We start from the raw sequence: 23,738 nt of genomic DNA on the forward strand, positions 1-23,738 counted from the left end.
TGGTGAGACGTTGCGTCAAGGACCGAGGAGGCTTTCAATTTGGTGACGCAACGTGACGTCGCACGGGCGGCCGGCGTGTCGCTCGCCGTGGTGTCGGCGGTGGTCAACGGCACGAGCCACACCCGGATGAAGGAATCCACCCGCGCCCGGGTGCTCGAGGCGATGCAGCAGCTGGGCTACCAGCCGAACCAGACGGCCCGCTCGCTGCGGCGCAACCGGACCGACATGATCGCGATGATCCTCAACAAGGTCGACAACCCGGTCTACGGGCCGCTGCGGCGCGGGGTCTACGAGGCGGCGGCGGAGCACGGCGCCACGGTCCTGCTGGGCGATGCCGACACGATGCGCTCAGGCAGCCGGTTCCTGACCCGGCTGCTCAGCCAGGGCACGGTCGACGGCATCCTGATCCGCGGCGAAGGGCTGCTCGACGACGACGTGAAGGCCGAGCTCCGTTCCCATCCCAAGCCGATCCTCGTCCTGGAACACGCACTGGACCACCCCTGGATCGATGTGGACGACCTCCGCGCGGGCGAGATCGCGACGCGGTTCCTGATCAACCTCGGCCATCGCCACATCGTCTTCGTCGGCGGTACGGGATACCTCTCCCAGCAGCGCTACCTGGGCTACAAGCAGGCGATGGACGCCTCAGGCCTAGCCCCCGCCCCGCACCTGGACACCGGCTTCGGCGAGCAGGCCGGCGCCGACGGGCTCCGGCAGGCCATGCAGGCGGCCACGGCGCCGACCGCCATCGTCGTCAACAACATCATGAGCGCGGTCGGCGTCCTGGCCGCCGCCCACGACCTCGGCATCGCCATCCCCGACCGGCTGTCCGTGGTCGGCATTCACGACGTCGACCTGATGCAGCACCTGCGCCCTGCCGTCACCGCGGTCAGGATGCCCATGTACCAGCTCGGCCGGGCCGGCGTCGAGGCGCTGTACGACCTGATCGCGGGACGGCCGAGCGCCGGCGGCGTCATCACCGACCCCGAGCCCGAACTGGTGATCCGCGACTCGGCGACCAGGTTCGCCGGGTAACGCGGCCGATCGCCGAGCTCGAAAGAGCCGTTGCCCCGGGCGTCAAGCGGCAGGAGCGCTCTGCGGGTAACGGCTCGGAGCGCACCAACCAAGATCCGGACCATGTGCGGAACGGCAAGGGGCCCATACCGGGCTCGCCGGTGAGGGGCCCCATCCACCTGCTCGACGAAGTCTCTTCACCAGGACCTAGCACCGCCCTCTTTCGGGACGGTGCGCCAGGTATGGGCCGCTGAAAGCCCCTGCCGGCGCAGGTCGAGGAGAATCGGCCGGGTGCGCTCCCACAGCAGGCGGACGATCTCGCTCTGGCTTTCGGCCATGTGCAACGCCCTTGTCACGGTTTCCGCATCGGAGGGATCGTTTCCGACCACCTGCGGCAAGGAGTCAGCCAGGTACTTCCTCCGTACATCGGAGGGAGGATGGGACCCGAGCTGACGGGCGTCCTCATCGCCGGTCTCAAGCAGAGCGACCGCCCGGTCCATGATGTCCATGGCGTCGAAGAACAAGCTGATACCTGCGAAAGTCAGGTCGAAATCTTGATTCTCGTAGTTCATGAGCGCGTGGATGGCCAGAGCCATGCCGAGCCAGTCGGCCTGCATCTCCATGTGCCAGGAGTAGGCGAGCACCTCGGCTTCCTCGGCCGGCAAGACCCCCTTGCGCGTCGCGGCCGTGTCCAAGTGGCCGCACAGGATGTGGCCGTACTCATGCCCCAGAACGAAATACTCCAAAGAATCACGGAGGTTCGAGGCGAGGGTCAGATAGCCCGGCGGCATCAGATGATGGGCCGCCTCGGCGACACTGCCTGTTGCGGCATAGCTGATGACGATGTCGGCGAAGCGTACGGTGATCTCGGGGTCGGCCTTGATCCGCTCGGCGATGGGACCTGTGCCCCACTCGAACGCGATCATGTGTTCTTGTGCCGGGTGGGGGTAACAGGGTATGGCCCACGCGATCGCTTTACTGATCTTCGAGGCGAAGAGTTTCATCTCCGTCTCGAAAAGCACCAGATAGGCACCGTGACGGCCGGGCACCCGCATGCTCACGGCGTTGAGCTGCCCTGTCTGAAGCTCGGCGACGAACGGGCGGAGGGAGGTGAAATCGATGGGCCCTCCGTCGGCACGAGTGATGCTGCGAACGGCGATCCTCTCGATGTTCTCATGCATCTGCCCGAACATCTCAGTCCCGGCTTCTTCTCTGTCTCGTGCCCGCGCCTGCTCCCACAGGCGCCGAATTTCTGGATTTCGAGCATCCTCAGGAATCAGGCTCTCACGCAGAAACCGATTGAACAGCTCATCATTCACCGCATCCTGACCAGGATGCGCGGTAGTGGGAGGAAGTCCGAGTGCGGCCCGGTTCTGCATTCGGAGTTGTTCGACAAAGCGCCGCGCTTCGTCATGCGCCGCGCTCACGATTCACCGCCCCGGCGCGGGCTGCGGACCGTATCCACCTCTACGTCGGAGCCGAATTTCGTGGTGACCGCTTGGGTGATCTGAGCCACGCTCTCATCGCCACCGGCGAGTAGCTCAGAGAGGCCGGAGACCACCTTGCCGAACATGCCGTCCGGCTCTTTGACCTCTACGGTCACCGTGCCGTCTTTCGAGACGATGACGACGGTTCCGTAGACCACATCCGGTGTGCGGTAGAACGCCTTCGGCGCTTCCGGTCGCAGGTCGATGACCTGGCCGCCTCTGCGCTGCTCCAGAACGTGAACCACCGTGCCGACCGCGGCCGCCGTACCCATCAGCACCAGGGTCACGGTGGCCACGGGCTCGATGCCGAGGCGCGGCACCTGTTCCACTTCGACGCCGTGAGCATTTGCCAGCGCACGGGCATCAGGTAATTGGTCTAGGTCGACGATGACGACGTGCTGCGTCTGCTCCGACTCAGTCAACGATCCCCCTTTGACATGGCCCCAATCGCATCGTATCCCCCGAAAGGCCACAGAGAGCCGGCCGGCAGAATTCCTGTTAGTCCTGTAGGCCCCTTCTGGCCAAATCGTGCCGGCCCGCAGGTGGTGAGCGTGATCGTTGATTTCGGGCCGCCGGGCCTCGCGGTCGCCGCCTCCCGGAAATGCAGCTTCGCGCTCTGCCTGAGGTGCAGTGGTTGTTGAAGTACACGGTCGCGCTCGAAATGCCGTCGCTCCACGAAGAGTTCACGTATCTGCGTGCCGAGTTCGAGCAGGTCATGCTCTTGCGGTGCACGGCCGCGACGGCCGTCTCCGCGGAGGCGGCGGCGCGTTCGATGCCCGTCCCCGCGAAGCCGGCTCCCGCCTTGGGGACGTTCACCGGCCTGGCCGCATGCTCCTTCGCCGGCGATGCCGATCAGGAGTAGGTGCTGATCTCGACGAGGTTCCGGTCGGGGTCGCGGATGTAGACGCTGCGGATGGGGCCGGTCGCCCCGGTGCGTTCGACCGGCCCCTCCTCGATCGGGACGCCGTGCGCCGCGAGTTCCTCGATCACCTGCTCCAGCGGATCCGTGGTGATCAGGCAGAGGTCGGCGCTACCCGGATTGGGCCGGTGGACCTTCGGCTCGAATTCGCCGCCGGCCTGGTGCAGATTGATCTTGGTGCGTCCGAACGTCAGGGCGGTGCGGTTCGCGCCGAACGTCACCGCCTCCATTGGCGATGGCGAGCCTGCGCGTCACAGCATGTCACGCCCGGGCCGTCACGGACCGGGGTCGCGGCGGCGGGCGGCCAGGCGGGACGGGGTCGGCCAGCGGACGTCGCGCACCCAGCCCAGCCGCTCCAGCCACCTGATCAGCCGGGCGGAGATGTCGATCTGGCCGGGCAGCATGCCGTGGCGGGCGCAGGTGGGGTCGGCGTGGTGGCCGTTGTGCCAGCTCTCACCGAACGAAAGGATCGCCAGCGGCCAGAAGTTCGCCGCCCGGTCCCCGGCGCGGGTCTTCAGCGGCCGCTCGCCGAAGACGTGGCAGACGGAGTTGATCGACCAGGTGACGTGGTGCAGCAGCGCGAGCCGTACCAGCGAGCCCCAGAAGAACGCGGTCACCGCCCCCGCCCAGGTGCCGGTGACCAGCAGGCCGACGGCGGGCGGCAGCAGCATCGAGACCGCCACCAGCGGCCCGAACAGCCGCTCGACCCGGACGATGCCGGCGTCGTTCAGCAGGTCCTTGGCGAAACGCTCCCGGTTGGTGAGGTCGCGTCCGAACATCCAGCCGACGTGCGCGAACACCAACCCCTTGGCCAGGCCGCGCACGCTGTGGCCGTAGCGCCAGGGCGAGTGCGGGTCGCCGTCACGGTCGGAGAAGGCGTGATGGCGCCGGTGGTCGGCCACCCACTGGATGACCGAGCCCTGCACCGCGAGCGACCCGGCCACGGCCAGGGCGATCCGCAGCCAGCGCCGTGCTTTGAACGCGCCATGGGCGAGGTAGCGGTGGAAGCCCACCGTGACGCCGAGCCCGGTCAGGACGTACGCCGCGCCGGCGATCACCACGTCGGTCCAGCTCAGGCCCCATCCCCAGGCCACCGGCACGGCGGCGACCAGCGCCGCGAACGGCACCAGAACGAACACCCACAACGCGACCACCGCCGCGACCGGTTTACGGCCGCCGATGAGCGGCGCCGCCCCCGCCCGTCCCTGATAGAACGCGCCTGCCTCCGACGCAGCCATGTCCGCATTCCCCCCTTACACGGCGACGCCGATCTCCTGATGTACTCATGTGCCCACGAACGCGCAGGTCATGTCCGGGACCACGAGAGCCCACCGGAACGCGGCGCCCATCGCGGACGTGCCGCCCGGCCCGAAGGGGCATCCGGCCTCCTGAGCCCGCGAAGCAGCGAGCGTTCGCGGGAATCGCCGACCCTCCCTGGTCGACAGGTCACCGGCGCGCAGCGGAGATCATCCACGCGTGGAGCGCCGCGGGGCTCTCCGGCTCGGGGATGATCCGAGCCGGAGAGCCCCGGACGGCGTCACGAGATGCCGTAGGCGCGGGTGATGGTCTGGGTGAGGGAAACGCCGTCCGCGTCGGTGACGGTGGCACGGAGAGAGGCGAATCCCGGTGCGGACGGGTTCTGGATGGCCTGTTTACGACGCACCGGTCATGCTCCCTTCATCGGTTCGTCCCTGCTTGGTGAGAACCGCCCGGAAGGGTTACATCCGCACGTCAGGGCACATCTGCCCAGGTCGGCGGCGGGTTCAGCGGTCGTCGGCGAAGCCGGTGCGATAGGCGAGGACGACGGCCTGGACGCGGTCGCGCAGGTTCAGTTTGGTGAGGATGCGGGAGACGTACGTGCGGACGGTCTCGAAGCTGATGACCAGCTCCTCGGCGATCTCCTGGTTGGACAGGCCGCGGGCGATCAGGCGGAGCACCTCGCGTTCGCGGGGCGTGAGGACGGCGAGCGGGTCATCGGCCGGCTGCGGGGAGGCGGGGCGGAGGCGGTCGGCGTAGCGGCCGATGAGGTTGCGGGTGACGGCGGGCGACAGCAGGGCCTCGCCGCGGGCGACGGTGCGGACGCCGTTCACCAGCTCCGTCAGGGGCGCGTCCTTGAGCAGGAAGCCGCTGGCGCCGGCGCGCAGGGCCTCGTAGACGTACTTGTCGACGTTGAACGTGGTCACGACCAGCACCTTCGGCGGCGACTCCGCGCCGGGTCCGGCGATGCGCCGCGTCACCTCGATGCCGTCCATCAGCGGCATCTGGATGTCCATGACGACCACGTCGGGCTTCAGCTCGTGGATCGCCTCGATCGCGGCCGGGCCGTCGGCGGCCACGCCGACCACGGTCATGTCCGGCTGGGCGTCGAACGCCATCTGGTATCCGGCGCGGACGATCTCCTGGTCCTCGCAGATCATGACGCGGATGGTCACGCGGCACCGTCCATGGGGATCGACGCGTGGAGGCGGAAACCGCCGTCCGGCTGCTTTCCCGCGGCCAGCTCGCCGCCCAGCGCGCTCACCCGGGCGCGCAGCCCGGACAGGCCGCGCCCGCCGGACAGGTCGCTCCTCGCGCCGGCGGGCTGCGCGGCGGGGGCGTTCGTCACCTCGACCTCCACACGATCGTCCCGGCAGCCGACCCGTACGGTGGTCGGCCGGCCTTCTGCGTATTTGACGGCGTTCGTCAGGCCCTCCTGGACCACCCGGTACACGGCCAGGCCCACCGCGACCGGGAGCGCGGGCAGCTCGCCGTCCTCCACGAGCTCGACGGGCTGGCCGCCGCCGCGTACCTGCTCGACCAGGTCGCGCAGGCTGCCCGCGACGGGTCTTGCCGACTCCCCGGTGGCCTCAAGCACGTCGAGCAGGTAGCGGAGTTCGGCCAGGGCGCGGCGGCCGGTGCCGCCGATGGTCGTCAGCGCCGCGCGCACGCGGTCCGGCTCCGTGGCCACGAACTGGGTGGCGTCGGCCTGGATGACGATGCCGGTGACGTGGTGGGTGACCACGTCGTGCAGCTCGCGGGCGATGCGCGCGCGTTCCGCGGCGGTCGCGGCCTCGGCGGCGTGCCTGCGGCGTTCGGCCTCCTGGCGGCGCTGCCCGCGGACGAAGGCGCCGACCAGCCAGCAGGCGGCGAAGAGAACGTAGAACACCACGAACTGGCTCGGCCCGGCGGGCGAGCCGAGCAGCAGCATCGTCACGACCAGCAGGACGTACGCGGCCGACGCCGCGACGGCGACACCGCGGCGGAACCGCTCCTGGTGCGCGCCCGCCGAGTACAGCGCGAGGTACACCGTCACGGTGCTGAACCGCATGGGGTAGCCGAGCGCCTCGTGCAGGGCGAAGGACGTGCCGATGATCGCCAGGCAGGCGGCGGGCCACCGGGTGCGTACGGCGAGCGGCAGCGTCTGCGCGAGCGCCAGGACGATCGCGAACGCGTCCTCGGGGCGTTCGGGCAGGTCGCCGAAATCGACGCTCATGTTCGCCAGCAGCGGCACGAACGCGAGCCCGGTGAACACGGCGGCCAGCACCGGGTCCCAGATCGCGGCGCCGGATGAGCGCCACGCGTCGCGCGATCTTCGTATGCGGTCGGCGACCCGGGCCCACGACATGGGTCAGAGCCTATCGATCCCTGATCGTCAGCGTTTGTCCCTCAAATGAGCTACCCGGATTGTCCGCAGCACAGTGATTCGGAACGTGCCTCTGACCTCGTACTTTCCTGTCAGCCGCACAACGGAGAACAGCACAGGAGGCACGATCATGGGAGACACCATCCGCGTACGGACCGCCATCGCCGGCGCCCTGGCCGCGATCGCGACGGCGGGCACGCTGGTCGGCGCGCAGCCGGCCAAGGCCGCGACGCCGATCACCTGGGGGAAGTGCCCGCCGCTCGCGCAGGGCGCGGAACGCGACCCGAGGCAGACCTGCGGCACGGTCGAGGTGCCGCTGGACTACCGGCGTCCCGGCGGTGAGACGATCTCGATCGCCGTCTCCAGGATCGCCACCGCCAAGCCGGGCAAGAAGCGCGGCGTCCTGCTGCTCAACCCGGGCGGCCCCGGACTGCCCGGCCTGGACATGCCGGGCCAGATGGCTCACACGCTGCCGAAGCCGGTGCTCGACGCGTACGACCTGATCGGGTTCGACCCTCGCGGGATCGGCCACAGCAACCCGATGAGCTGCGGGCTGAGCGGCGCCGACAGCCTGTCCACCCTGTTCCCCTATCCCGGGCCCGGCGGCGCGATCGAGCCGAGCGTGGCCGCCGCCCGCAAGGTGGCCGAGCAGTGCGCCGCGAACGCCCCCAAGCTCCGGTACTTCACCAGCGCCAACACCGCCCGCGACATTGACCGCATCCGCCAGGCGCTCGGCGTGCGGAAGATCTCGTACTGGGGGCAGTCCTTCGGCACCTACCTCGGCGCGGTCTACGCCTCGATGTACCCCCGCCACACCGACCGGATCGTGCTGGAGGGCAACGTCGACCCGCGCAAGATCTGGTCGGGCATGCTCGACACCTGGAACCAGGGCATGAACGACCGCTTCCCCGACGCCGCCCGCATCGCCGCCGCCGACCACGCCACGCTGGGCCTGGGCCGCACCGCCGACGAGGTCACCAAGACCTTCATCGCGCTCGCCGACCGCCTCGACAGGAAGCCGGCCACGGTGCCGGGCGCGCAGGTGACCGTCAGCGGGGGGCTGCTGCGCGCGGTGACGTACCAGATGCTGCTGCACGACGAGACGCTCGCGCCGCTCACCAGGATCTGGAAGGCGGTGTCCGATCTGTCGGCGGGCAAGGCCCCGTCGAAGGAGGGCGCCGCCGCGCTCCAGCAGGCGCTCGCCGGCACCCCGGCCACGCCGGGCGTCCCGGAGGACAACCAGGTCACGATGGCCCTGGCCATGCTGTGCGGGGACACCTCGTGGTCGCGGGACGTCGGCTCGTACGCCAAGGCCGTCAAGACCGCCCGCGCGAAGTACCCCTTGAGCGCGGGGATGCCGGGCAACATCCGGGCGTGCGCGTTCTGGCCGGAGAAGCCGATCGAGCCGACGGTCAAGGTCACCTCGCGGGGCCCGCGGAACGTCCTGGTCCTGCAGAACCGCCGCGACAACGCCACCCCCTGGGCGGCGGGGAAGGGCATGCGCAAGGCGCTCGGCCACCGCGCCGTCCTCGTCGGCGCCGATCAGGGCGGCCACTACGTGTACGGCACCGGCTCGGCCTGCGCCGACCGCGCCACGGTCGCCTTCCTGGCCAAGGGCGAGCTCCCGGCCCGCGACCTCTACTGCCGCTCCTGACCCCGCCCCCCGCAGGACGCCACGGTTCCCGCTCGTCTCCACGGCGGTCGCCGTGGCCCTGGCGGCCGGCGCGCTCGCCGGGGCCGCTCCTGCGACGGCGCACCTCGACGCGCGGCCGGTGGCCGCCTCCTCCGCCGGGTCGTTCTCGCTGGCCTACGTACGGGTCGCCGGCAGCTCCAGGATCAACCGGGACGGCGTCACGTGTTACTCGGGGCCGGTGAGCTTCGGCATCGCCCTGAAGGGGCCGAAAGCTGAAGAAGTCGGTCACGTCGGTCAAGTGCTGACGTTCTGCTCCCGCTCTCCGCCCTCCGCGACGTCCTGAAGGGCTTCCGGGCGGGCGGTGAGTGCCGGGGCACCGGCCCAGACGACGACGCGGTCGGCGTCTGCGTCGTACCCGAGATCCGGATGGGCGGGTGTTCCCTCCGCGCTCATCCAGACGGACATGCCGAGACGCCGGCCGATCGAGCGGAGGAGGTCACGAGGACGTCCCCTCCACGACCACATCCGGCAGGGTTCCGTTGAGCGCGGGGTCGAGGAAGGGCTTCACGTCCTCCCACAGCAGATCAGGCACAGCAGGCATCATTCCCGAGACCCGAGAACGGCACGGCTGCGAGAGTATGGCGGAATGGACCACCAGAAACTTCGCGATTCGATCAGCAACGCGTGGGCGACGGACGTGCTGCCCAGTCTCTCCGGGCTGGTCGAGATCCCCGCCGTGTCGGCCGCCTACGACGCCGCCTGGGAGGAGAACGGGCACCTGCGGGCCGCCGTCGAGCACGTACGCGGCTGGATAGCCGCGCGGGGGCTGCCGGGTGCGCGGTGCGAGGTCGTGCGGCTCGACGGCCGGGCGCCGCTGCTGTTCGTGGACGTGCCCGCGACGCCCGGCGCGGCGGCGACCGCCGGGACCGTGCTGCTGTACGGGCACCTCGACAAGCAGCCGCCGCTCGGCGACTGGTCGGAGGGCCTGGGGCCGTGGCAGCCGGTGATCCGCGGCGACCGGCTCTACGGCCGGGGCGCCGCCGACGACGGATACTCGGGTTACGCGGCCACGACCGCGCTGGAGGCCGTACAGGAGGCCGGTGGCGAGCATGCCCGTGCGGTGCTGCTGCTGGAGACCGGCGAGGAGTCGGGCAGCCCTGACCTGCCCGCGTACTTGGAGCATCTCGGCGACCGGCTCGGCGAGGTGTCGCTGGTGGTCTGCCTGGACGGGGGCGGCGGCGACTACGAGCGGCTGTGGCTGACCTCCAGCCTGCGCGGCGCGGTGCAGGCGACGCTGACGGTGCGCCTGCTGGAGACGGGCGTGCACTCCGGGCTCGGCAGCGGCATCGTGCCGAGCTCGTTCCGGGTCATGCGCCAGCTGCTCGACCGCCTGGAGGACCCGGAGACCGGCGAGATCAAGGTGCCCGAGATGGTGGTTCCCATCCCGGACGAGCGGCGCGCGGAGGCGGCGGAGCTGGTCGCGGGCCATCCCGAGGTGGCCGTGCCGAAGCTTCCGGTGCTGCCGGGCGTGCGGCGGGTCTCCGATGACGAGGTGGAGCTCGTGCTCAACAACACCTGGCGGCCGACCCTGTCCATCACCGGCGCCGCAGGGCTCCCTGACCCGGCGGTGGCGGGCGCGGTGCTGCGGCCCTGGACCTCCGTACGGCTGAGCTTCCGCCTGCCTCCCACGGCCGACGCCGAGGCGGCGCGGGCGGCGCTGGAGCGGGTGCTCACGACCGACGTGCCGTACGGGGCGCAGATCGAGGTCGGCGAGTTCATGGTCCTGAACGGCTGGCACGCGCCCACGGCGGCCCCCTGGCTGGAGGCGGCGCTGCGGCAGGTCGGCGATGACGTGTTCGGCAGGCCGTGCCAGAGCATGGGGATCGGCGGCGGGATCCCGTTCATGGAGATGCTCGGCAGGCGGTATCCGCGGGCGCAGTTCGTCGTCACGGGTGCGCTCGGCAACGACTCGAACGCCCACGTACCGGATGAGTGGCTGCACATCCCGTTCGCCAAGCAGGTGACCGAGGCGGTGGCGCGCCTGCTCGACGCGCACGCGCGGGCCGGCGCGCAGAGCTGACCGCTCACACCCCGAGCGTGCGGCGACTGCTCCGGCGGACCGGGGCCGGCGTCGGCCGACCCCGCCGCGCGGAACCGTCACCCCTCCTGAGCCTGGCCGGGCTCACCGTGTCCGCGCATGGTGACGAAACAGACGGCGGCCGCCGCCGCCAGGACCGGGACGCCGACGAGGATCGGCGCGCGCAGCCCCCACGACGCCGCGACCACGGACTCTGTCCTTATCTGCCGATGTCTGATCTGCGGGCCCTGGCAACCAGATCATCACGTCGTCGCGGAAGTCCATCGCGTTCTGCTCTCGGCGGATTGCCGGAAGGCGAACAGCCCGCCTCCGGCTCGACCTGCCGGGGCGGACAACATGGGTCATGGGTCATGGGTCCATGGTGCCTGTCCGGCATGGCGCTGATCCTGGCGTTTGTCAGCTCAGGGCGCGGGTCACCTCGGCGATGCGTTCCTCGGTCCACTCGACGTCGGGGTCGGGTTCGAGAAAGGCGGTGAGGGTGGCGGCGACGCCGAGGGCGGGCAGGGACCAGTGGGCCGGGTCGGAGTCGCCGAAGGGCGCCGCCGTCACGCGGCGGTCGGCCACGTCCGGGGTGCTGAGCGCCGTGGTGACCAGCCCGCGCAGGGTGGCGCTCGCCAGCAGTGCGACCGTCTCGTACGTGGCCCCCGTCTCGGGCCTGATCCGGTAGCCGAGGAGCGTCGCCATCTGCTCGTACGTGGCCGCGATGGCGCTGATGAACCCGTGCTCCGACCGGGCGAGCACGCTCCTGACCTCCTCCCGCAGCTCGCCGTCTGGCAGGCTCTGGAACGTGGCGTGCAACGCCAGGTACGTGCGCCACTCCGTGGAGCCGTGAATGCGCTGGAAGTCGCGCCGCGCCCCTTCGCGTATCAGCTCCATGATCAGGCGGTGGCGCTGCTCCGGCGTCCGCAACCGGTCGAGGCGGTCGCGGACGATGCGGCGGATCATCTCGTCAGTGCCCTCGCGCGAGATCGCGGCAGGGGTCGCCGCCGCCGCGATCTCCTTCAGCAGGTCGCTGAAGAACAGGTCTTTGTACGGCCAGCGGCGGTAGGCGGCGCTGCGGGAGACCCCGGCCTCGCGGATCACCTCCTCGAAGCTGATGTGCTCCAGGCTCACCGTCAGGCCGGTGCGGGCGACCGCGGTGATCGCGGCCCGCAGCATGCGCCGCGCGGTCTCCTCGTCCGACAGTCGTGGCCGGCGGCCGGTGAGACCGGTGGGGGTGCGCGGGGTCGGGGTCGGCATGGCTATCCTCTCGTTTGAGACACTGTATTTCATATCTCAAAATGAGGACGAGCGCTGTGATCCCCTTCTTCGCCCTGGTGTTCGTACTCTCGGTCCCGTTCTGGGTGGCGGGGGCGTTACTCGGCGACCTCCCCGGCAGCCCGATGAACCTGCCGGTGGGCGCGCTGCAGTTCCCGTGCCCCCTCATCGCCGCGGCGATCCTGCTGCACCGGCGCGAGGGGGCGGGTGCGGTACGCCGGCTGCTGCGCACGACGTTCGCCGCAGGAGGCATGCGCCGGGCGCCCTGGCTGGTCACCGCGTTCCTGCTGGCGCCCGTCATCGACCTGGCGGCCTACGCGCTCGCGCTGCTGGTGGGCGGCCCGCTCGGCGGCGAGCACTCCCCGCTCCTGGCCGCACCGCTGCTGTTCGCGGTGTTCTTCGTCGCGGCGGCCTGCGAGGAGGCGGGCTGGATGGGGTACGCCGCGGGCCCGCTGCTGGACCGGCGGGGCGTGCTCGGCACGGGCCTGATCATCGGCGTGGTGTGGGGAGCCTGGCACGTCATGCCGCTGCTCCAGGCGGGCCGCTCCCCCGCCTGGATCGCCTGGTGGTTCCTGGGCACGGTGGCCGCGCGGGTGATCATCGTCTGGCTGTACGCCGGCACCGGCGGGAGCGTGCCGGCGGCCGTGGTCGTGCACGCGATGCTCAACGTGATGCCGTCGCTGCTGCCCGGCTACACCGCAGGTGACACTCTGATCGCCTGCTCGGGGCTGATCGGCGCGCTCGTCGCGGTGGCGCTGCTCGTCTGGAGCGCAGGACCCGCTTCATCACGTACGCCCCGGCCGGCCAGAAGAGCGTGATCGCCCCGGAACGTACGACCAGGTGGACCGGGTCGGTCCGCAGCGTGCCGCACGCGGGCCGGCGCGGCCCCGGTCGTCAGGCGGCCGGCGCCACCTCCCCAACCGGTCGCCTGACGATGACGTTCAGGCGGTTGACGGTGTTCATCAAGGCGATGAGGGAGACCAGGGCGGCGAGCTGCTCCTCGTCGTAGTGCTCGGCGGCGTACGCCCACGCCTCGTCGGAGACACCGGGGGCACCGTCGGCGACGCGGGTGCCCTGCTCGGCCAGTTGCAGGGCGGCGCGCTCGGCGTCGGTGAAGACCGTCGCCTCCCGCCAGGCGGCGACCATGTGGAGGCGGTCGGCGCTCTCTCCCTTGGCGGCGGCGGTCTTCGTGTGCAGGTCGATGCAGACCGCGCAGCCGTTGATCTGGCTGATGCGCAGCGCCACGAGCTCCTGCGTCCGCACGGGCAGGGTGGCCGACTCCTGCAGGACCTTCCCCGCGGACATGATGTGCTTGACGATCTTGCCGACGATCGGGCGGCTCATGAGGTCCAGGCGGGCTTCCATGGCGTGCTCCTTCACTGTTGATTCACTGGTCGTGCATGAGACGGCGGCCGCCCGGATCCTGTGACAACCTGGCTCGTGTCACAGAACGCCGCCCGGCGACGTCCTATGCGGAGAGACCGCCGAACGGAACAGGAGCCGCCTCGTGAACGCGGACAACAGCCCCGACACCGCGACCGAGGTGTTCGTCGCCCACCGCGACCTGCTCTTCACGCTCGCGTACGAGATGCTCGGCTCGGTGGCCGACGCCGAGGACGTCCTGCAGGAGACCTGGCTGCGCTGGTCGGCCGTCGATCTCGGCACGGTACGCGAGCACCGCGCGTACCTGGTGCGGATCGCCACCCGCCAGGCGCTCGACCGGCTCCGCGCGCTCAGCCGGCGCAAGGAGTCCTACGTCGGGCCCTGGCTGCCGGAGCCGCTGCTCACCGCGCCCGACGTGGCCGAGGACGTCGAGCTGGCCGACAGCGTCTCGATGGCGATGCTGCTGGTGCTGGAGACGCTGAAGCCGGCCGAGCGTGCGGTGTTCGTGCTGCGCGAGGTCTTCGACTTGGGCTACGACGAGATCGCGCAGGCCGTCGGCAAGAGCCCGGCGGCGGTCCGGCAGATCGCCCACCGGGCCCGCGCGCACGTCGCCGCCCGCCGCCCCCGCGACGCCGCCTCCCCGGCCGAGGCCCGCGCCGTGCTCGCGGCCTTCCAGCGGGCGGTCGAGACGGGGGATCTGCAGAGCCTGTTCGACCTGCTCGCCCCGGACGTGGTCGCCCTGAGCGACACCGGCGGGCTCAAGCAGAACCTCCCGCGCCCGCTGTCGGGTGCCGATCGCGTGGCCCGCCTGCTCGCCACGGGCCTGCGCATGCTGGGCACGCGGCTGTCGTTCCAGCCGGCGCACGTCAACGGCAGCCCCGCGCTCCTCGTCCGGATCGACGGGGAGATCGACGGCGTCATGGCGGTACGGGTGGAGTCCGGCCTGATCACCGGCCTCTACTTCGTCCGCAACCCGGACAAGCTGTCCCGCGTGCGGCGGGAGCCGGACCTGCCCGAGATCGCGGTCAGGCCGCCTCGTCCTCGCGGCGGGGAACCGGTGCCAGGTGCGGGCGTGCATCATCCTCAGGGAAGACCCACTTCCTGAACGCCCACCGACGGCGAAGAGCAGCGCGGAGCCGATCATCACACGGTGAAGAGCAGCGCGGAGCCGATCAGGAGCACGACCGCGGTGGCGAAGTGGACGCCGTACGCGGTGGCCTTGGCGCCGCCGTTGCGCAGCACGATGAGGGTGTCACTCAGCGGTGCCAGGGCGGCGACCAGCAGGAACCACGCCTCCGCCTGCGCTCCCGCGAAGGCCAGCAGGGCCAGGCCGACCAGCCCGTACGTGCCGTCGCGCACCCCCTTGATGGTGAGGTACGCGCGGTCGGTCGTGCCGGGCACGCCGTAGCCCGCGGCGGCGGCGTACGGCGTGAGCAGGAAGCGTGCGCCGATGAGCAGGCACAGCAGGTTGATGGCGATGGCGAGGCCGTACGCGACAGCGGTCAGCATGGCGGGACTCCACGAGTGCTAGCAGTGCTAGGGACGTTGCCGACGCTAGCAGAGCATTGGCAATACTTCTAGCGGTGCTAGGCTTGGCCCATGTCGATCCAGAGCCGCAAGGAACGCGAACGCGCCCAGCGGGAGAAGCTGATCATCGCCGCCGCGCGCGAGCTGGCCGAGTCAGAAGGCTGGGAGGCGGTCACCACGCGACGGCTGGCCGAAGAGGTCGAATACAGCCAGCCCGTGCTCTACAGCCACTTCACGAGCAAGGACGCGATCGTCACGGCCGTCGCGCTCGAAGGCATCGCCGACATGGCCGAGGAACTGCGCGCCGCCCGCACCGCCGCGCACTCGCCCGCCGCCGCCCTGGCCGCGCTCGCCTCCGCGTACATCTCCTTCGCCGAACGGCGGCCCGCGCTCTACGACGCCATGTTCAGCCGCCGGGTCGATCTGCCCTTCGCCACCCAGGAGGCGCCGCCCGCGCTGAAGGCCGCGTTCGGCGAGTTCGTCGAGGCCGTACGCCCCTACACCGGGGACACCGCGCCCGAGGTGCTGGCCGAGATCCTCTGGGCCGCCCTGCACGGGCTGGTCACGCTGATGCGCGGCGGCCGCATCCCCCGCGAGGCGCACGAGGAGCGGCTCACGGCCCTTTTGGCCAGGTTCACCCAAGCCGCCGGTTGACCGCCCACGGCGCGCCCGCCTCAGGCTCCGGTCAGCTGGGCGCGGAGGGCGGAAGCTCCGGATTCTGCGAGCCAGTCGGCGAGGGTGCGCGCGGTGTTCAACGCGGCGGCGCAGCGGTTCCGGGACGCGCTCGGCCGGCTGCTGCGCGAGCCTCAGGAGGCCGGGGTGGTGCGTGCCGACGTGCGGAACGACGACCTGGCCGCGCTGCTGGCCGGCCGCGCCGCTACTGCGGCCCCACCTGCCGCCGGCGCGCCCACCGCCGCGGCCTCGCCGGGTGACCGCCCACGCCGTACCCGACCGACCTGTACGACCTCATGGCCTCCTTCGGCGTCAGCGGCCCGGATTTCGACGATCTCCACGTGCTGTGGGCTGAGGGCATGGGGGCAACGAGCTCTGCCGCCGCCTGGGCGCTGATCCGGTGAATGCCGGCCACTTCTCGCTGAGTGGGCGCTGAACGCGGCGGTCTGCGCCCGCCCCTGCTCGGCCGGCCGGCCGCCCTCCTGGTTGAACACCACACACCGCCGACGGACGTGCGCCTCGCGGCCGCACGCGAAAAGTGGTCATACCCCGTCCCGGCGCGTTCTCACTTTCTCGGGGCGAAAAAATGAAAGTCGCAGGTCACGAAGCCTTTCACGGAGCCGAGTCAGCCGTTGTAGGAAGCAGTCAAAGGTCGAGTCACAAATATCAACGCACCCCCTCCAAAAGATCCGAATGCTGGTCTATGATCCAGTCGTTACGAGAGAGCCTCGCGAGATGGGAGTTCGAACCTTGTCCGGTGATGTCATCGACGCCGCCTCTCGTCCCCGGCGCCAGGACGGCACGCGGGTTCGCCGCGTCGGCGGCCGGGTCGTGCTCATTCTTGATTCCGGCGGGCTCGAACTCAATGAGACCGCGGAATCGGTCTGGCAACTCTGTTCCGGATCTACGTCGGTCGCCGAGATCGTCACCAAAATCAGCGAGGAATACGACGCCGAGGAGGACGAGATCCGCAAGGACGTCGTGGAGCTCCTGGAAGAACTGGAGAGCCTCGGAGCCCTAGAGATCGTCGCCCCGGCGTAAGCGCAGGTCGTGACGCCGATGGAGAGTACCGGCGAGGGCTTCCTCACCGTTCTGCTCGGCCCCGACGGCGCCGGCAAGACGACGCTCACGGCACGACTGAAAAAGCTCGTGCCGGAGTGGCGTTTCACGTCGCTGCAGCCGGAGGACCTATATCCGATCGAGAACCTCGACTGTTACAACTGGGCCCTCCGGACCCATCCTCGCGAATATGTGCAGCACATGGCGCCCATGGTGCGCACGTCTTTCTTTCTGCATATCATCGCGCTGGAATGGGAATATCATATCCGCCCCGCGCTGGCCGAGGGCCGTACCGTCCTATGCGATTCCTATTGGTATCGCACGGCGGTCAAGGAGTCGATTCACAATCCGGGTGCCGCGTCGCTGCTGAGCGGCATCACGGAGCTGCTTCCTGAGCCGGACCTCATCGTCTGGCTCGATGTCCCGCTGGAAGAGGCGTGGCGGCGCAACGGCGTTCCGACCGTTTTCGAGGTCGCCGGTGACGACCTGAGCTATCCCGCTTTCGAGGATTTCCAGCAGCAGGTGCTGAACGATCTGCACGACCAGGTGAAGGGGATTCCGCAGGTGTCGTTCGACGGAAGGCTGGGCATCGACGAGCTCGCTCGTTCCGTGGCCGACCAGGTCGGTGCGCTCGCCGCGCACCATCGCACCGGCCGGACTCGAAGCAGGCAGGCGGGGCGGTAATGCCTCCTCGCCTCGCGCAGATCTACCCCCCGCCCCGCACGAAGACGGCCCCGCCCCCCATTTTCACCCCGCGCACGGTCGCGCTGCCCGCGGCCGTGACGCTCGGCGCGCTCGCCTGCTGGGCGGTGGACGCGCCGGACTTCGCGGTCATGCTGGCTGCCGTGGCGACCGTGTGGGCCATGCAGCTCATCGCGCCCGCCGTGCGGCGGCGCAGCCTGTCCATGGCGGGCTGGGCGTCGGAGGTGCTGTTCGCGGCGCCTTTCGTGCTGTTCTTCCTGCCGTACGTGGCGTGGACGGCGATCGTCCGCCCGGCGTTCGCGTGGGACTGGGCAGGCGCCGTCCTCGCGGTCGTCGTCGCGGCGGCCGTGTACGCCAGCGACTGGCGGCGGCTGCGCCTCGGCTTCGACCGCGAGCTGCTCGAACTCATGGCGCCGCTGCGCCTGTCCACGGCCGCGCTGCGCAGCTACCAGTTGCTGGCCGCGGCGATCGGGCAGGAGCTGTTCTACCGCGGCGTGCTCTTCGCGTTCCTCGTCCCGGTCGTCGGGTGGTGGGCGGTGCCCGTCTCGACCGTGCTGTTCGTCGTGGAGCACCTGGGCAACCGCTGGGCCGGCACCGTCATCAACGTCGCCTACGTCGTGCGGATCACCGTGCTGTCGACGCTGCTCGCCTCGATCGCGTACGTGACGGGCTCGCTGTGGGCGGCGGTGCTCGGTCACGTCACCTACAACCTGTTCCCCGTGGCACAGATCGTCTGGCATTACCGGACCAACCCGTACCGGGGCGGCGCCGGGTAGCGCCGCCCCGCACGGCTCAGCCTGAGAAGTCGACCCCGAGGATCTCGGTCGCCGCCTGCTTGGGCCGCTCGCCCACCCAGTCCGCCGTCAGCAGGAACAGGTAGGACACCGCCGACCAGTCGCCGTCGGTGCCCGCAGCCGCCGCTTCGAGAGCGTTCGCCCAGGTAAGGAGGATGAAAGTGGACAGTTCGTCCGCGCCGACCGTCCACTCCCGGCCGGTGAAGCGGTCTCGCCAGCGCAGGTCGGAGCCGTGACCGAGCTGGGGGTAGACCGCCTTGCGGTCGCAGCAGCCGTACAGGTAGACGGCCGACTCAGCGGAGGTGCCGATGAGCTCGCGCAGCTTCGGCCGGTCCTCCAGCGTGACGAGCGGAGAGACCAGGCCGTCGGTGCCGTACACGGCGTGGCACAGGCCGGCGACGGCGATCTCCTCCGGGCAATCCCAGCTCAGGAGCAGCTGCTCGGTCCCGACGAGGTGGTCGAGCAGGGAACGGTGGTGGAGCCGGATGTCACCCGTGCCCAGCTCCTTCAGAAACTGCAGCGTCGCGTTCCGATCGATGGTGTCCACGGTCCGGCGCCTCAAATCGCCTTGAGAATGAGTTCGTCACCGAATTGCAGGCAGCGCCGCGTCAGGGCGCCGACGTCCCCGACGTCGGACCCGGCGATGCCCTCGCATTCGAGGAAACGGTCCGACAGCTCAGTGTCGCCTTTCAGCAGCCGGACGAGCTTTTTCCAGCGCCACTTGTCGACCCGGGTATTGGTCTCGCCGTGAGCGGCCAGATACATGTCGATCGCGGCTTCCATGCGTTGCCTGGCGACCAGGTAGGCGGAGACGGCGTCGCCTTCGTCCAAAAGTCCTTGGGCGTCGTCGAAGAGGCTGTCGGCGCGATTCTGGTAGAAGCGCATCAGGTACTGGCGGAACTTCATGAAGTCGATGCCGTTCCTGACTTCTTCAAACCGCTCGGCGTTCGCCAATGGCACGCCGATTCCGAGTCGGTGCACGAACTCCCGGAAGTTGTCGCTCCACCCGGTCGGGTAATCGGTCTCGCCGTTGAAACGGCCGAGGAAGCCGGCGACCGCGGTCAGCAGGTCGGTGGAGACGACCGTGAGGTCGATTCTGGTCCTGCCCGGAGTGAGGGTCATGTACATCGGCGGCATGCCGGGGCCGGTCACCTGGGGCACGCCGCTGGTGCGCTCCTTGTCGGAGGTGATGAGGTAAAGGTCGAGGTCAGAGCGTGAGTTGCCGAAGCCCTCGACCCACGAGCCGCTCCAGAAGAACGTCTCGTCGTCCTTGAGGCGCACGTCCTCCACCAGCTCGGCGACGCTGCTGCCGCAGCGTTCTTTCAGCAGGCGATCGAGGAGGTCGGGAGTCGCTCGTTCCGCGTTCATCGTGCGTCCTCCCTCTTACAGAAGGTCGTGGTGTCCACTCGCCGATCGTGCAAACTCACGGCATTACTCCAGGGTCGAGCAGCCATCAGCACGTTCAGAGTGTCGCAGTCGCAACAAATGTTAGTCAAGGTGCCTTCGCACCCCGGATGAATACCAGGAAAACGAGTATGGACAACCGATTGCGGGCATATTAACATGTCTGCCCACAGGAATCCGATAACCCGAGCATCGCCATTGAAGGCGCGACCTCGACTCATCCTTCTCCCGTGAGTCACCGCCTTTTGTCAGTTCAAATCTAGCTATTCCTGGATCATCGATATAGGCTTTTAGCCAAGTGCGCTGCGCCGGCTGGTGTGCCTATTTTTTCGCAGCCGTTCACAGAGATGGGGAGTAAACGGGCGTGTGCGGTCTGGCCGGTATCGCGGTCTGGGATACGACCGGCGAGGCGGAAACCCCTGGCGTTAAGCGGATGCTCGATGCCATGGCGCACCGGGGCCCCGACGGTTCCGGGCTGTTCTCCGCCGAGCACGTCTGCATGGGCACGGTCCGCCTGGCGATCGTCGATCCCGAGGGCTCAGACCAGCCGCTGTCGGCCTCCGGCGCCGACGTTCACCTGGTGTTCAACGGCGAGATCTACAACTACCGCGAGCTGCGCGAACGGCTGGAGCGCCGGGGGCACACGTTCAAGACCGGCGGTGACGGCGAGGTCATCCTGGCCGCGTACCTGGAGGACCCCGAGCACTTCGCCGCCCGGCTCGACGGCATGTTCGCCTTCGCCCTGTGGGACGGCCGGCGGCGCCGGCTGCTGCTGGGCCGCGACCGTTGTGGCATCAAGCCGCTGTACTACTGGGCCGACCGCGAGCGGGTGGTCTTCGCCTCCGAGGCCAAGGCACTGCTGACCGACCCCGCGGTGCCGCTCGCGGTCAACCGCGACGCGATCGCCGACTACATCGCCGTACGCTTCCCGCTCCCGCCCGGCTGCGCCTTCGACGGCGTGCGCAAGGTCGCGCCGGGCACGCTGCTGGAGTTCGGCCCCGGCGCACGCTCCGGGCGCGAGCGCCCATTCCACGTCCTCGACGTACGCGGCGCCCCAGGGCCCGCGACCGCGACCACGCTGGCGGAGGCGCTGCGCGGCGCCGTCGAGACCACCGGCCAGCCGGGCCCCAGGCTCGGGCTGCTGCTCAGCGGCGGGCTCGACTCGACCACGCTCACCGCGCTCGGCGCCGGCACGGCGGCCGCCGTCGACGCCTACAGCGTCGGCTACGAGAACGCGACCTGGCAGGACGAGACCGGATACGCGCGGGAGGTCGCCCGGCACGTCGGCGCCGAGCACAAGGTGACGGTGCTCGGCACGGCCGACCTCCTCACCTGCTTTCTCGACACGCTCTGGCACCTCGAAGAGCCCATCTACACCCCCGTGTGCCTCAGCACCTTCGCCGTCACCGGGCTCGCCGCGCGCGATTACAAGTCCGTGCTCGCCGGAGACGGCTCGGACGAGCTGCTGCTCGGCTACGCCCACATGCACCGGGCCCAGCAGGAGGCCGCGCTCGGACGTCCGTGGCAGCAGCTCTACTGGGACGCGCTCGGCTGGCTCTCACCCGACGACAGGAAGGTGCTGCTCGACGAGGACATGGCCGGGCGGTGCGAGCCGGCCGCCGCGCAGTCCCGCGCCGGCTTCACCGACGCCGTAGCGGGCGGGACGGCCCCGGCGGACGCGATCCGCGAGTTCGAGACGGTGAAGAAGCTTCCCGAGTACCACCTGCTGCGCGTCGACCGGCTGTCCATGGCGCACAGCCTGGAGGTCCGGGTGCCGTTCCTCCGCAACGACGTCGTGGCCTGGGCGCTGTCGCACAGCGCCGGCGACCTGATGCGGGGCGAGCCGAAGCAGCCCCTCCGCGACCTCGCCCGCCACATGGTGCCGCGGCACATCGTCGACCGCCCCAAGCAGAAGTTCTCCGCCCCCGCCGCGTCGTGGCTGGCGGGACCGCTGCGCCCGCTGGCGCTCGACCTGCTCCACGACGGCGCGGGCGCGGAGGAGCTGGGGCTGAGCAGGACCGGGCTGCGCCGGCTGGCCACCGCGTTCCACGACGATCCGGCCACGACGCCCGACATCACCTGGGGGGTGGTTCTCCTTCTCGGTTGGTATCGCTTCGTCTTCGAACGACTGGGCCGTACTCGCGCAGAAAGGCAAACCGACAGATGACGTCAACCCTGCAGCCCGCACCCGCGGCGGCGCGTTTCGAGATGCCCGTGCAGTGGGCGCCGATGCGCTCCGCCGCAGCTCTCGAGTCCGAGGCGAAGGTCCGGATCATCCACTTCGAACGTGGCGACTTCGAGGGAGAGGAGTTCCTGCCGGCGCCACACGTGATCGAGGCGTGCTGCCGCGCACTCAAGGACGGCAAGGTACGTTACGCGCCGGGCGCGGGGCTGACCGAGCTGCGCGAGGCCATCGCGGCCGACAACACCGCGCGCGGCAGGCCCACGCGGCCGTCGGAGGTGCTCGTGACCTTCGGCGCCAAGCATGCGCTGACGATGTCGCTCATGACGCTCCTGACACCGGGGGCGCGGGTGATCACGCCGAACCCCGGCTACCCGCCCACCGAGATCTGGATCAAGTATCAGGGCGCCGAGGTGGTGCACGCCCCGCTGGTCGCCCCGTCGTTCTCGTTCGACTTGGAACAGCTCGACAAGCTGCTGCCCACCGCGTCGCTGCTGGTGATCAACAGCCCGCAGCGGCCCACCGGCATGCTGCACCACGAGATCGACGACATCGCGCAGCTGTGCGCCAAGCACCAGGTGCCGATCATCAGCGACGAGATCTTCAGCCGCATCGTCTACGCCCCTGAGGGCCACCGGTCGATCTCCACGGTCGAGAGCGCCAGGGACCGCACGGTGGTGATCGACACCTTCTCGAAGTCGTGGCAGATGACCGGCTTCCGCATCGGCTGGTGCATCGCCCCCGAGAACATCATCAAGACCCTCGACATCTACCAGCAGAACTCGGTGACGAACGTCCCGGTGTTCGTGCAGGAGGCGGCGCTCGCCGCGCTGACCGGGCCGCAGGACCACACCGAAGAGGTGGTCTCCCGCCTGCGGGCCAAGCGCGACAAGGCGGTGGCCGCCATCAAGCGCATGCCGGGGCTCGACTGCGTCGTTCCCGAGGCCACCTTCTACGTGATGCTCGACGTCCGCGGGCTGGGGATGACCTCCGAGGAGTTCGCCAAGGAGCTGCTCGAACGGCACCACGTCGCCGTGGTTCCCGGGACCGCGTTCGGCAGCGTCGGCGAGGGCTTCGCCCGCATGACGTTCGCGGTGCCCGACGACGTGCTGGAAGAGGGCCTGGCCAAGCTGGAGAAGGCGGTCACGGAGATGGCCGAGCGGGCGGGCTAGCCGATGAACGTTCCGGCCGGCTCGCCCGCGAGAGCGGCGCGGACGGCCGGAACGTCGCGGCCGGAGACGATGCGCGAGGTGACGCCGTGCTCCAGCAGGCGGAAGGCGGAACGCAGCTTGCCGCGCATGCCGCCGGTGACGTCGCCGTCGTCGTCACCGATCAGGCTGAGCCGGTCGAGGTGGGCGCGTTCGAGCACCGGGGCCACCTCGCGGGTGCCGTCGGGCCCGTCGACGAACACGCCGGGGACGTCGGAGAGCCAGATGACCTGCTTGGCCGGCATCTCGCGGGCGACGAACTCGACGATCGCGTCGCTGGACACGATCGAGTACGTCCCGTCGTCGTCGAGCACGGTGCCGCCGTACAGGACGGGCACCTCGCCGGCGGCGAGCGACGCGGCGATCGGGCCCGGCCAGCCGTCGGTGATGTCCCCCGCGTGGCAGCGGAACAGCGACTGCGGGTCGAAGCTGCGCAGGGTCCTGCCCATCGGCTGCAGGCAGGCCACCACCTGGTCGTGCAGCGAGCGCAGGTCGGCCTGGATGGTCCTGGCCAGCAGGGCGCGCTCACCGCCGATCGTCGCGGACGGCCCGTCGTAGAGCGGCATCCACGCCCGGCCGAACGTCCCGAGCCCGTGGACCAGGCACAGCTGGCCGTCATGCCGGCCGAGCAGCTCGGGCAGCCAGTCGCACCAGGAGTGTTCGAGCACGCGCGAGCCGCCCCGCCGGGTGAGTATCGCGCCGCCAAGTTTCACGACAAGCATGTCCGTCCATATTCTCGCAGCTCGCTGCGGACTTATTTCGGGGAGGGCGCGATCA

Annotated in this window: 27 protein-coding genes and 1 pseudogene; 14 read left to right on the forward strand and 14 right to left on the reverse strand. The window is 70.0% G+C overall.

What is annotated here, in order from left to right; translation table 11 throughout:
- Nucleotides 1-42 precede the first annotated feature (42 nt).
- Complete coding sequence (locus AB0K67_RS22850; RefSeq protein WP_364063499.1) at nt 43-1,035, forward strand: LacI family DNA-binding transcriptional regulator; 993 nt, start codon at nt 43-45, stop codon at nt 1,033-1,035.
- Nucleotides 1,036-1,211: 176 nt separating this feature from the next.
- Here AB0K67_RS22850 and AB0K67_RS22855 read toward each other — a convergent pair whose 3' ends face one another.
- Both AB0K67_RS22855 and AB0K67_RS22860 read right to left on the reverse strand, forming a co-directional pair.
- The gene (locus tag AB0K67_RS22855; RefSeq protein ID WP_364063502.1) at nt 1,212-2,441 is read right to left on the reverse strand and encodes a hypothetical protein; all 1,230 of its coding nucleotides are present in this window, start codon (nt 2,439-2,441) and stop codon (nt 1,212-1,214) included.
- Entirely contained in the window at nt 2,438-2,923 is a 486-nt protein-coding gene (locus AB0K67_RS22860; protein WP_364063505.1) for a hypothetical protein, read from the reverse strand. The genes AB0K67_RS22855 and AB0K67_RS22860 overlap by 4 nt, the downstream gene beginning before the upstream one ends.
- 215 nt (nt 2,924-3,138) lie before the next feature.
- Between AB0K67_RS22860 and AB0K67_RS22865 the strand changes: the two genes are divergently transcribed.
- Nucleotides 3,139-3,363 carry a hypothetical protein gene (locus tag AB0K67_RS22865; protein WP_364063508.1) on the forward strand — a complete coding sequence of 75 codons (225 nt, stop codon included), beginning with the start codon at nt 3,139-3,141 and terminating at the stop codon, nt 3,361-3,363.
- Here AB0K67_RS22865 and AB0K67_RS22870 read toward each other — a convergent pair.
- The 5 genes from AB0K67_RS22870 to AB0K67_RS22890 form a co-directional block, all read right to left on the reverse strand.
- The gene (locus AB0K67_RS22870) at nt 3,354-3,641 is read right to left on the reverse strand and encodes a VOC family protein (protein WP_364063511.1); all 288 of its coding nucleotides are present in this window, start codon (nt 3,639-3,641) and stop codon (nt 3,354-3,356) included. The two genes, AB0K67_RS22865 and AB0K67_RS22870, sit on opposite strands and share 10 nt — an antisense overlap.
- Nucleotides 3,642-3,695: 54 nt before the next feature.
- Nucleotides 3,696-4,658, reverse strand: coding sequence for an acyl-CoA desaturase (locus AB0K67_RS22875; protein ID WP_364063514.1), 963 nt, complete (start codon nt 4,656-4,658; stop codon nt 3,696-3,698).
- 299 nt (nt 4,659-4,957) lie between these two features.
- Nucleotides 4,958-5,083, reverse strand: coding sequence for a hypothetical protein (locus AB0K67_RS22880; RefSeq protein ID WP_364063517.1), 126 nt, complete (start codon nt 5,081-5,083; stop codon nt 4,958-4,960).
- Nucleotides 5,084-5,183: 100 nt separating this feature from the next.
- Complete coding sequence (locus tag AB0K67_RS22885; protein WP_364064732.1) at nt 5,184-5,837, reverse strand: response regulator transcription factor; 654 nt, start codon at nt 5,835-5,837, stop codon at nt 5,184-5,186.
- Nucleotides 5,838-5,848: 11 nt separating this feature from the next.
- Nucleotides 5,849-7,024, reverse strand: a complete 1,176-nt coding sequence (locus tag AB0K67_RS22890; RefSeq protein ID WP_364063520.1) for a histidine kinase — start codon at nt 7,022-7,024, stop codon at nt 5,849-5,851.
- A gap of 148 nt (nt 7,025-7,172) precedes the next feature.
- Between AB0K67_RS22890 and AB0K67_RS22895 the strand changes: the two genes are divergently transcribed.
- The 3 genes from AB0K67_RS22895 to AB0K67_RS22905 all read left to right on the forward strand — a co-directional run bounded on the left by AB0K67_RS22895 (nt 7,173) and on the right by AB0K67_RS22905 (nt 10,755).
- Nucleotides 7,173-8,696: an alpha/beta hydrolase gene (locus tag AB0K67_RS22895; protein ID WP_364063523.1), complete on the forward strand. Its 1,524-nt coding sequence runs from the start codon at nt 7,173-7,175 to the stop codon at nt 8,694-8,696.
- Nucleotides 8,697-8,748: 52 nt separating this feature from the next.
- On the forward strand, nt 8,749-9,018 hold the full coding sequence (locus AB0K67_RS22900) for a hypothetical protein (RefSeq protein WP_364063526.1): 270 nt from the start codon (nt 8,749-8,751) through the stop codon (nt 9,016-9,018).
- A gap of 303 nt (nt 9,019-9,321) precedes the next feature.
- On the forward strand, nt 9,322-10,755 hold the full coding sequence (locus AB0K67_RS22905; RefSeq protein WP_364063529.1) for a M20/M25/M40 family metallo-hydrolase: 1,434 nt from the start codon (nt 9,322-9,324) through the stop codon (nt 10,753-10,755).
- Between the two features lie 77 nt (nt 10,756-10,832).
- On the opposite strand, the gene AB0K67_RS22910 is transcribed toward AB0K67_RS22905, so the two are convergent.
- Together AB0K67_RS22910 and AB0K67_RS22915 are read right to left on the reverse strand one after the other, a co-directional pair.
- The gene (locus AB0K67_RS22910; protein ID WP_364063532.1) at nt 10,833-10,961 is read right to left on the reverse strand and encodes a hypothetical protein; all 129 of its coding nucleotides are present in this window, start codon (nt 10,959-10,961) and stop codon (nt 10,833-10,835) included.
- 208 nt (nt 10,962-11,169) lie between these two features.
- On the reverse strand, nt 11,170-12,012 hold the full coding sequence (locus tag AB0K67_RS22915) for a TetR/AcrR family transcriptional regulator (RefSeq protein WP_364063535.1): 843 nt from the start codon (nt 12,010-12,012) through the stop codon (nt 11,170-11,172).
- Between the two features lie 41 nt (nt 12,013-12,053).
- Here AB0K67_RS22915 and AB0K67_RS22920 point away from each other — a divergent pair, with 41 nt between their 5' ends.
- The gene (locus tag AB0K67_RS22920; RefSeq protein ID WP_364063538.1) at nt 12,054-12,848 is read left to right on the forward strand and encodes a CPBP family intramembrane glutamic endopeptidase; all 795 of its coding nucleotides are present in this window, start codon (nt 12,054-12,056) and stop codon (nt 12,846-12,848) included.
- A gap of 76 nt (nt 12,849-12,924) precedes the next feature.
- On the opposite strand, the gene AB0K67_RS22925 is transcribed toward AB0K67_RS22920, so the two are convergent.
- Complete coding sequence (locus AB0K67_RS22925; protein WP_364063541.1) at nt 12,925-13,395, reverse strand: carboxymuconolactone decarboxylase family protein; 471 nt, start codon at nt 13,393-13,395, stop codon at nt 12,925-12,927.
- Nucleotides 13,396-13,537: 142 nt separating this feature from the next.
- On the opposite strand from AB0K67_RS22925, the gene AB0K67_RS22930 reads away from it, so the two are divergent.
- Nucleotides 13,538-14,518: an RNA polymerase sigma-70 factor gene (locus AB0K67_RS22930; RefSeq protein WP_364063543.1), complete on the forward strand. Its 981-nt coding sequence runs from the start codon at nt 13,538-13,540 to the stop codon at nt 14,516-14,518.
- A 38-nt stretch (nt 14,519-14,556) separates the two neighbouring features.
- Here the strand turns inward: AB0K67_RS22930 and AB0K67_RS22935 are convergent, their stop codons facing one another.
- Complete coding sequence (locus AB0K67_RS22935) at nt 14,557-14,922, reverse strand: DUF4267 domain-containing protein (protein ID WP_364063546.1); 366 nt, start codon at nt 14,920-14,922, stop codon at nt 14,557-14,559.
- Between the two features lie 90 nt (nt 14,923-15,012).
- Here AB0K67_RS22935 and AB0K67_RS22940 point away from each other — a divergent pair, with 90 nt between their 5' ends.
- The 5 genes and pseudogenes from AB0K67_RS22940 to AB0K67_RS22960 all read left to right on the forward strand — a co-directional run bounded on the left by AB0K67_RS22940 (nt 15,013) and on the right by AB0K67_RS22960 (nt 18,149).
- Entirely contained in the window at nt 15,013-15,594 is a 582-nt protein-coding gene (locus AB0K67_RS22940) for a TetR/AcrR family transcriptional regulator (RefSeq protein ID WP_364063548.1), read from the forward strand.
- 60 nt (nt 15,595-15,654) lie between these two features.
- Nucleotides 15,655-16,008: pseudogene (locus AB0K67_RS22945) on the forward strand (hypothetical protein); the annotation flags it as partial.
- A gap of 354 nt (nt 16,009-16,362) precedes the next feature.
- Nucleotides 16,363-16,653 carry a PqqD family protein gene (locus tag AB0K67_RS22950; RefSeq protein ID WP_364063551.1) on the forward strand — a complete coding sequence of 97 codons (291 nt, stop codon included), beginning with the start codon at nt 16,363-16,365 and terminating at the stop codon, nt 16,651-16,653.
- Nucleotides 16,654-16,662: 9 nt separating this feature from the next.
- Nucleotides 16,663-17,355 carry a hypothetical protein gene (locus AB0K67_RS22955; RefSeq protein WP_364063554.1) on the forward strand — a complete coding sequence of 231 codons (693 nt, stop codon included), beginning with the start codon at nt 16,663-16,665 and terminating at the stop codon, nt 17,353-17,355.
- Nucleotides 17,355-18,149: a CPBP family intramembrane glutamic endopeptidase gene (locus AB0K67_RS22960; RefSeq protein ID WP_364063557.1), complete on the forward strand. Its 795-nt coding sequence runs from the start codon at nt 17,355-17,357 to the stop codon at nt 18,147-18,149. The genes AB0K67_RS22955 and AB0K67_RS22960 overlap by 1 nt, the downstream gene beginning before the upstream one ends.
- Before the next feature lie 16 nt (nt 18,150-18,165).
- Here AB0K67_RS22960 and AB0K67_RS22965 read toward each other — a convergent pair whose 3' ends face one another.
- Together AB0K67_RS22965 and AB0K67_RS22970 are read right to left on the reverse strand one after the other, a co-directional pair.
- The gene (locus tag AB0K67_RS22965; protein ID WP_364063560.1) at nt 18,166-18,714 is read right to left on the reverse strand and encodes a DUF6817 domain-containing protein; all 549 of its coding nucleotides are present in this window, start codon (nt 18,712-18,714) and stop codon (nt 18,166-18,168) included.
- 11 nt (nt 18,715-18,725) lie between these two features.
- Nucleotides 18,726-19,535 (reverse strand): hypothetical protein, encoded by an 810-nt coding sequence (locus tag AB0K67_RS22970; RefSeq protein ID WP_364063563.1) that lies wholly within the window; start codon nt 19,533-19,535, stop codon nt 18,726-18,728.
- Between the two features lie 400 nt (nt 19,536-19,935).
- On the opposite strand from AB0K67_RS22970, the gene asnB reads away from it, so the two are divergent.
- Nucleotides 19,936-21,738, forward strand: a complete 1,803-nt coding sequence (gene asnB / locus AB0K67_RS22975) for an asparagine synthase (glutamine-hydrolyzing) (RefSeq protein WP_364063565.1) — start codon at nt 19,936-19,938, stop codon at nt 21,736-21,738.
- Nucleotides 21,735-22,925 carry an aminotransferase class I/II-fold pyridoxal phosphate-dependent enzyme gene (locus AB0K67_RS22980; RefSeq protein ID WP_364063567.1) on the forward strand — a complete coding sequence of 397 codons (1,191 nt, stop codon included), beginning with the start codon at nt 21,735-21,737 and terminating at the stop codon, nt 22,923-22,925. Before asnB ends, AB0K67_RS22980 begins: the two co-directional genes overlap by 4 nt.
- On the opposite strand, the gene AB0K67_RS22985 is transcribed toward AB0K67_RS22980, so the two are convergent.
- Nucleotides 22,922-23,683 (reverse strand): hypothetical protein, encoded by a 762-nt coding sequence (locus AB0K67_RS22985; RefSeq protein ID WP_364063570.1) that lies wholly within the window; start codon nt 23,681-23,683, stop codon nt 22,922-22,924. The two genes, AB0K67_RS22980 and AB0K67_RS22985, sit on opposite strands and share 4 nt — an antisense overlap.
- Nucleotides 23,684-23,738 lie beyond the last annotated feature (55 nt).

It is taken from the genome of Nonomuraea sp. NPDC052634, from assembly GCF_040678535.1.
Taxonomy (GTDB): Bacteria; Actinomycetota; Actinomycetes; order Streptosporangiales; family Streptosporangiaceae; genus Nonomuraea; species Nonomuraea fastidiosa.